Origin of the sequence: Inquilinus limosus MP06, assembly GCF_000767795.1 — a bacterium.
Taxonomy (GTDB): Bacteria; Pseudomonadota; Alphaproteobacteria; order DSM-16000; family Inquilinaceae; genus Inquilinus; species Inquilinus limosus_E.
Window position 1 is genome coordinate 1 of the sequence record NZ_JANX01000294.1, and the last position, 7,531, is coordinate 7,531.

Consider the following 7,531-nt stretch of genomic DNA (forward strand, 5'->3'; position numbering starts at 1 on the left):
CCGCTGGCCGCCGACCTCGCCGCGATCGCGCGCGAGGCCGGGCCGGTGGCGGACCGGCTGGCGCCGGCGCTGCTCGGGGTGCGCGCGGTGTTCGGCGACGATCTGCCCGGCCAGCCGCAGTTCAGGGCCGCCGTGATCAGCGCCCTCGAGGCGCTGTACCGCCAGGGCTCGAAGGCGACGGCCGCGGAGTATGCGCGGCTGAACTGAACGTCAGCGGGAGCTCATTGTGCAACCTCTCCCGCCTGGCGGGAGAGGCAACGCAAGGAGCGGATTGTTAGGCCGCGGCCCGGTCCCGCGGCCCGGTCCCGCGGGCCGATCGGCCGGTCGCCCTTCACCGTGGTGCGGTAGAGGGTGCGCGCCAGGTGCGGCGGGCAGCCGGTCGCCAGGTGGATGGTGGCGCGGTTGTCCCAGAACACCAGGTCATGCGCCTGCCAGCGGTGCCGGTACTGGAACTGCGGCTGGATCATGTGCTCGAACAGCCGGCGCAGCAGCGCGTCGCTCTGCGGCCGCTCCAGCTCGTTGATGTGGGTGGTGAAGCCCTCGTTCACGAACAGCGCCTTGCGGCCGGTCGCCGGGTGGATCCGCACCACCGGGTGGGTCACCGGCGGCACGGTCTTGGCCTGGTCCGCGGTCAGGCCCGGCCGCAGCGAGCTCTTGGCCTGCTGCGCCACGTTGCGAGCGCTGTAGTCGTGCACGGCCGTCAGCCCCTCGATCTGCGCCTTGGTGGCGTCGTCCAGCGCATCATAGGCCGCGGCCATGCTGACGAACAGCGTATCGCCCTCGACCGGCGGCAGGGTCTGGGCGTGCAGCAGCGATCCCAGGCTCGGCTCCGCCTTGTAGGACAGGTCGGAGTGCCAATAGCGCCCGGCATCGGCCAGCCCCAGCGGCTTGCCGTCCCTCATCTCGTTCGAGACGATCAGGATCTCCGGGTGCCCGGCTAGGTGAAAATGGTGCTGCACGTGGATCTCGAGCTCGCCGAAGCGGCGGCTGAAATCGATGTGCTGCTGCGGCGTGAAGCGCTGGTCGCGGAACACGACGAGGGAGTTCGCCTCGAACAGCGATTTGATGTGGGCGAAGCTGGCCTCGTCCGGCGGGGTGGCGAGGTCGAGGCCGGAGATCTCGACGCCCAGCAGCTCGGACAGGGGACGGGTGGTGAAGGACATAGCGGCGTTTCCGTTCCGTCGATCTCAGGGGTTCTGCGTGCCCCAGCGCTCGACGGTGAGCCGGGACAGGGTGCGGAACAAGAGGCTTTCGACCAGCAGGCCGATCAGGATGATGGCCAGCAGGCCGGCGAAGACGTTGGCGGTCTCCAGCTGGTTGCGGTTGACGTAGATGAACCAGCCGAGCCCGCCGGAGCGGGAGGAGACGCCGAACACAAGCTCGGCGGCGATCAGGGTGCGCCAGGCGAAGGCCCAGCCGATCTTCAGCCCGGCCAGGATCGCCGGGAAGGCGGCGGGCACCAGGATGCGCGTGACATAGGCGGCGCCGCCGAGGCCGAGATTCTGCCCGACCATGGACAGCGGGCGCGGCACGGCGCGGAAGCCGGCATGGGCGGCCAGGGCCAGCGGCCACAGCACCGAATGGACGATGACGAACAGCAGGCTGGGCGTGCCCAGGCCGAACCACAGGAGCGCGATCGGCAGCAGGGCGATGGCCGGCAGCGGGTTGAACATCGCGGTCAGGGTCGACAGCAGTTCGGCGCCCAGGCGGCTGGCGGTGGCGAGGCCGGCCAGGATCGCGGCTGCGACCACGCCGATGGCGTAGCCCGCCACCAGCACCTGCAGCGAGGCCAGGGTGCGCAGCGGCAGCTCGCCGCTGGCCACGCCCTGGCCGAAGGCGACGAGGGTGGTGATGAAGCCGGGCAGCAGCAGCGGGCTGCCGACGATGCGGGCCGCGGCCTCCCAAATGGCCGCCAGGGCGGCCAGAATCAGGATACGGCGCCAGGCGCCGGTGCCGATCACGGACCGGACGGGCGCCGTCTCGGCCTTGGTCGGGCGCAGCGGCGACCCGGCCTGCAGCAGGCCCTGATAGTCAACCATCGGCGGTCTCCGTCCCGATCTGATCGGCGATCAGCCCTCCTATTTGGGCCTCCAGCGCCGCGAAGGCCGGATCGCCCCGGTCCGGGCCGCGGCCGCCCGGCAGGTCGATCACGGCGCGGATCCGGCCGGGATGGGCGGTCATCACCACGATCCGGCTGCCGACCACGATCGCCTCGTCGATCGCGTGGGTGACGAACAGGGTGGTGACGCCGGTGGCCTCGCACAGCGCCAGCAGCTCCTCCTGCATCCGGCGCCGGGTCATGGCGTCCAGCGCGGCGAAGGGCTCGTCCATCAGCAGCACCTCGGGCCGCAGTGCCAAAGCGCGGGCGATGGCGACGCGCTGCTTCATGCCGCCCGACAGTGTGTTCGGATACTGGTCGGCCACCCGCGCCAGGCCGACGCGCTGCAGCATGTCGTCGGCGATAGCCTCGGCCTCGGCCCGGCGGGTGCGCTTCGCCCAGGACAGGGCGGCGACCAGGTTGCGCCGCACCGTCAGCCAGGGCAGGAGCTGCTCGAAATCCTGCAGCACCATCATCCGGTCGGGCCCGGGCCGCGACACCGGCCGTCCATCCAGCAGCATCCGGCCGGCGGCGGGCGGCAGGAAGCCACCGATGCTCTTCAGCAGGCTCGACTTGCCGCAGCCGGACGGGCCCAGCAGCACCAGCCGCTCGCCGCGCTGGATGTCCAGGCTGACATCCTCGACCGCCGTCACCGTCCGTCCGTCGACGGCATAGGACAGGGTGACGCTCTCCACCCGCAGCGCCGGTGCTGCGGGTGTCTCCGAGGCATGGGCGAGGGCAGGGGCCGCCATCTCAGCTGCCCTGACGGTCGTGCAGCGGCGGGAAGAACAGGTCGCGCCAATCCGTGGTGGTGGTCGCGATCTGGCCGATGCGGTGCTGGAAGTCGACGAATTTCAGGATGTTCTCGGGCGCCACGGTGTAGCGCGTGTCGGGGGCGGTGATCAGCGCCTCGACGAAGGCTTCCGGCAGCTTTGAGGATTCGGCGGCGATGTACAGCTTCGCCGCCTCGGCCGGATGCGCCTGGATGAACTGGTCGGCGCGGTCCAGCGCGGTGACGATCGCCGCCACCGTCTTCGGGTTGTCGGCATAGAAGGCGCCGGTGGCGTAGACCACGTTGAAGGTGTGCGGCCCGCCCAGCACGTCGAAGCTGCTCAGCACCCGGTGGATTCTCGAATCCTGCAGCTGCTGGTTCTGGAAGGGCGGGGCGCCGAAATTTGCGGTGACCTCGGTGCTGCCGGACAGGAGGGCCGCGGTCGCGTCGGGATGCGACATGCTGACGGTCAGCTCGTCCAGCTTCGTCGCCTGGTCCTCGCCGAAGGCCTGGGCCGCCGCCATCTGCAGCAGCACCGCCTGGAACCCGACCTTCACCGCCGGCAGGGCGATCCGGTCCTTGTCGGTGAAGTCGGCCAGCGTCTTCACCTGCGGGTTGGTGGTGGTCAGGTAGATCGGCATCGACCCCAGCGAGGCGATGCCTTTCACGTCGATCGAGCCACGCGTCTTCGCCCACAGCGTGATTGCCGGCGGCGCCCCGGCCGCGGCCACGTCCAGGCTGCCGGACAGCAGCGCCTCGTTCATCGCGGCGCCGCCGCTGACCTGGATCCAGTCGATCTGCGGCGCCGGCAGCCCGGCCTCGGTCACCGCCGCCTCGATCAGCTTCTGCTGCTTGGCCACGATCATCGGCAGGTAGGAGATGCCGAATTGCTGCGCGATCCGCAGCGTGTCGGTCTCGGCCCGGGCCGCCGGGGTGGCCAGGGCGAGCAGCGTCGCGGCGGCGACGAGGAGGGACAGGCGGGCACGCATGGCGGTATCTCTGGCTGGCGGCGATAGGACAAAGATTCAGAGGGGAAGCAACAAATATCAATCCAATTAATTTGTGTTATATATTATATGGCAAGGTTATATTGTGATTATTCTTTCATCCGGCTCCGCTATCGTCGGCGGCAGCCTGGGAGGAACGGATGAAAATCACCCTGCTCGGCACCGGCTGTCCGTCGGTGCACACCGCCCGCTATGGCGCGGCGACGCTGGTCGAGGCCGGCGGGGCCAGGCTGCTGGTCGATTGCGGCTCCGGTGTCACACAGCGGCTGGCGGCGGCCGGCGTACCGGGCCGTGACCTCGACGCGGTGCTGCTGACCCATCTGCACTCCGACCACGTCATCGATCTGTACCAGCTGGTCGTCTCGGCCTGGCATCAGGGCCGGCCACGGCCGCAGCGCATTTTCGGCCCGCCCGGGACACGCGCCTTCGTTGACGGCACCATGGCGCTGTGGGCGGAGGAGCGGACGCTGCGCATCGCCCATGAGCGCCGCCCGTCGACCGCGGCGCTGGAGGTGGAGGTGACCGAGATCACGCCGGGCGAGACGCTGCGCTTCGGTGACACGTCGGTGACGGTGGTGCCGGTCGACCACCAGCCGGTGCGGCACGCCTACGGCTTCGTCTTCGCTGCAGGCAGCTTTCGCGCGGCGCTCAGCGGCGACACCCGCTTCTGCCCGGCGCTGATCGAGACGGCACGCGGCGCCGACCTGCTGGTGCATGAGGTGTTCGTGCACCATGCCATGCCGGTGGTGCCGGGCGTGCGCACGGCCGGGACGGTGGCGGCCGTTGCCGCCTATCACACCCTGTCGGCCGAGGTCGGCAAGGTCGCCGCGGCCGCCGGCGTCGGGGCGCTGGCCCTGACCCATTTTGTGCCGCCGGAGGTCGACCGCGCTGCGCTGCTGGCCGAGATCCGCGCCGATTATGCCGGCCCGATCCTGGTCGGCGAGGACCTGATGGCAATCGACCTCGCCGCCGGCAGCGTCTCCTGGAACGGCGCGGTGATCGGCCTCGGCGGACTCCCGGCCCGGTTGTGAACCGATCCTGTCCGGACTCGTAACGGGGGTGTAAATCCGACAATAGAATCGCCAGAAGCGCCTGCCCACGACATGTCGGCTTCTTCAGGCGCATGGCGACGATCCCCGTCCGTTTCCAAATATCTCTTGAGACGGAACGGGTCGAGGCGCATGATTATTTGTGCGGTGCCGATGATTCGGCGAATCGGTTGCTTCATGCGCCGCACCGCCCGACGGCGCTCCATCGATCGGAAGGAGATCCGATGGACATCGTGACGTTGATCATCCAGCTCGTGGCAGGTGCGGTCGGCGGCAATGTGGCCGGCGCCGCGATCAAGCAGTACAACCTCGGCACCCTGTGGAACTCGATCGCCGGCATCGTCGGCGGCGGTATCGGCGGCCAGATCCTGTCGGCGATCGTCCCCAGCCTCGGGGCGGCGGCGGCCAGCGGCAATCTCGACATCGGCTCGATCATCGGGCAGGTGGTCGGGGGCGGCGTCGGCGGCGGCATCCTGATGGTCATCGTCGGCGTCATCAAGCAGATGATGGCCGGCGGGCAGAAGGCCCAGTAGCCGGGCCGACAGTACGGGCTGCGGCGCCCGGTGGCCCACGCCGGGCGTCGCAACCCGCTTTCCCGTCCCGGCGCCGCTTGCTAGAAGGGCGCCGGACGGGCCTGTAGTTCAGCGGTTAGAACCCGCCGCTCATAACGGTGTTGTCGCAGGTTCGAATCCTGCCGGGCCCACCAGCTTTTCCGCGTAACGTCCGCGACCGGCTTTAGCCATCGCCCTGCGACAGACGGTGCGCAAGCCTCGTCGAGCTCTCGCGTTGACGATCCCTGGGAAGCATGCATAGTCCAGCTTCGCAGCGGCGTTGCAAGCCGACTGAAAAAATGGGGAGGGGTTTGTGTTTCAAAGGGTTGTCAAGGGCCTAGGGCGGGAGGTTGCCTCCAGCGTGGTCCAGCGCATTCTCCCCAAAATTCAGGGCGAAATATCTCGTGGCCAATCGACGTCTCGATCCAGCCACTACTTGGGAGGAAATCGGATTCTGACGCTGACCGCCAGGGGTGATCGCATGTATCTCGACACGCGGGATATCATGATCACTCCCGGCATCCTCACTTGGGGGGATTGGGAGCCGGAAACGACCAAGACTTTGGAGCGTGTTCTTCGGCCTGGCATGCAATGGGCCGATGTGGGGGCCAATATCGGCTATTTCACCATTATCGGCCACAAGATGGTCCGAGATGGTGGACGCACCTTTGCCTTTGAAGCCAATCCGGAGACATATTCTCTGCTGGTCGACAATATCAAGTTGAATTGGTTTTGGTCTGGTGTTGAAGCCGAGCAAAAGGCCGTGTTCTCTAAGACGGGAGATGTCACATTTTCGGCTCCTGAAAAATTTAATGTCAATGCTGCCGTGCGTGAGTTTGCGGATGATGAATTGACTTCCACACAGGATGTATTGCGGAGAATCACGGTTCCGGCATGTAGTCTGGATGATTATTTCGGAGACAGAAATCTTGATTTCATCAAGATAGATATTGAAGGGGCGGAGAGTTACGCCTTGAGCGGCGCTCGGCGACTGCTCTCCCGAAACCCGGGAATCATGCTGGTGATAGAATGGTCGCCGGGGCAGATGATTGCCTGCGGAACATCTCCTGTGGAGACTCTAGAAGAGATCCACTCCCAGGGCTTTAGTTGCTGGCTGGCTGAAGGTGATCGGCGCCGCGTTTCCCTTGAGAATCTGATGAGTATACAGGATACGACAATGGTCATGTTGACAAGAGATTCGAACTTCGCCTGGTAGGCCTGCTCTACGACCGGCAGGGGCCAGCCGTAGGCGGATCCTTTGCTCCGAAGTGTAATGTGCTGATGAGCAGCGCGCCCTCCGCGGCGACGAGGCGGTCTCAACTGCCCCGCGCCGCCTCGTACAGGGCGATCGCGGCGGCGTTGGAGACGTTCAGGCTGCCGACCGGGCCCTGGGTCGGCAGCCGGGCCAGCGCGTCGCAGGTCTCGCGCGTCAGGTGGCGCAGCCCGTCGCCCTCGGCGCCCAGCACCAACGCCACCCGGTCGCCCTGCATCGCTGCCGCCAGGGTCGATTCGCCCTCCTCGGCCAGGCCGATCCGGCGGAAGCCCAGCGCGCCGAGCGATTCGAGGGCTCGGGCCAGGTTCTTGACCCGGGTCAGGGCGACATGCTCGACCGCGCCTGACGCCGCCTTGGCCATCACCCCGGTGACCTCGGGCGTGTTGCGGTCGGTCACGATCACCGCCAGCGCGCCGAAGGCGGCGGCGGAGCGCAGGATGGCGCCGATATTGTGCGGGTCGGTCACTTGGTCCAGCACGACCACCACGCTGCGATTCCCTGCGTCCGCGCGAAGCTCCGCCTCGCGGCCGAGATCGTCGATGTCCGGCGCCTCCAGCGGCTTGATCTCCAGCGCGATGCCCTGGTGCACGGCGCCCTTGAGGAAACGGTCCATCAGGGCGCGGTCGACGATCTCCGGCGCCGGGCGGGCGATGCCAGCCTCGGCCGCCTGCGCCAGGGCGTCGGAGAGATTCGCGAGGCCGGCCTCGGTGCATTGCACCCGGGTGATCACCCGCTCCGGATTCAGGATCGCGGCGATGGCGGCGTGGACGCCGTACGAGGT

The 7,531-nt window shown here is 67.7% G+C and carries 8 protein-coding genes, 1 tRNA gene and 1 pseudogene; 5 read left to right on the top strand and 5 right to left on the bottom strand.

Annotated elements, in window-relative coordinates; genetic code table 11:
* A pseudogene (locus tag P409_RS39050) lies at positions 1-207 on the top strand (mannitol dehydrogenase family protein); the annotation flags it as partial.
* A gap of 14 nt (positions 208-221) precedes the next feature.
* Here P409_RS39050 and P409_RS20545 read toward each other — a convergent pair.
* The 4 genes from P409_RS20545 to P409_RS20560 are packed head-to-tail and all read right to left on the bottom strand — an operon-like array spanning position 222 to position 3,859.
* Entirely contained in the window at positions 222-1,163 is a 942-nt protein-coding gene (locus P409_RS20545; protein ID WP_081991659.1) for a TauD/TfdA dioxygenase family protein, read from the bottom strand.
* A 24-nt stretch (positions 1,164-1,187) separates the two neighbouring features.
* Positions 1,188-2,039 carry an ABC transporter permease gene (locus P409_RS20550; RefSeq protein ID WP_034842827.1) on the bottom strand — a complete coding sequence of 284 codons (852 nt, stop codon included), beginning with the start codon at positions 2,037-2,039 and terminating at the stop codon, positions 1,188-1,190.
* Positions 2,032-2,850, bottom strand: a complete 819-nt coding sequence (locus tag P409_RS20555; protein ID WP_034842830.1) for an ABC transporter ATP-binding protein — start codon at positions 2,848-2,850, stop codon at positions 2,032-2,034. The genes P409_RS20550 and P409_RS20555 overlap by 8 nt, the downstream gene beginning before the upstream one ends.
* A gap of 1 nt (position 2,851) precedes the next feature.
* Positions 2,852-3,859 carry an ABC transporter substrate-binding protein gene (locus P409_RS20560; protein WP_034842833.1) on the bottom strand — a complete coding sequence of 336 codons (1,008 nt, stop codon included), beginning with the start codon at positions 3,857-3,859 and terminating at the stop codon, positions 2,852-2,854.
* Positions 3,860-4,017: 158 nt separating this feature from the next.
* Between P409_RS20560 and P409_RS20565 the strand changes: the two genes are divergently transcribed.
* The 4 genes from P409_RS20565 (at position 4,018) to P409_RS37240 (ending at position 6,693) form a co-directional block, all read left to right on the top strand.
* On the top strand, positions 4,018-4,908 hold the full coding sequence (locus P409_RS20565; RefSeq protein ID WP_034842836.1) for an MBL fold metallo-hydrolase: 891 nt from the start codon (positions 4,018-4,020) through the stop codon (positions 4,906-4,908).
* 242 nt (positions 4,909-5,150) lie between these two features.
* Complete coding sequence (locus tag P409_RS20570; RefSeq protein ID WP_034842838.1) at positions 5,151-5,459, top strand: hypothetical protein; 309 nt, start codon at positions 5,151-5,153, stop codon at positions 5,457-5,459.
* A 97-nt stretch (positions 5,460-5,556) separates the two neighbouring features.
* Positions 5,557-5,632: transfer RNA gene (locus P409_RS20575), tRNA-Ile, on the top strand.
* Between the two features lie 326 nt (positions 5,633-5,958).
* Complete coding sequence (locus P409_RS37240; protein ID WP_081991660.1) at positions 5,959-6,693, top strand: FkbM family methyltransferase; 735 nt, start codon at positions 5,959-5,961, stop codon at positions 6,691-6,693.
* Between the two features lie 100 nt (positions 6,694-6,793).
* On the opposite strand, the gene rlmB is transcribed toward P409_RS37240, so the two are convergent.
* On the bottom strand, positions 6,794-7,531 hold a 738-nt coding region (rlmB, locus tag P409_RS20580), incomplete at its 5' end, for a 23S rRNA (guanosine(2251)-2'-O)-methyltransferase RlmB (RefSeq protein WP_034842840.1).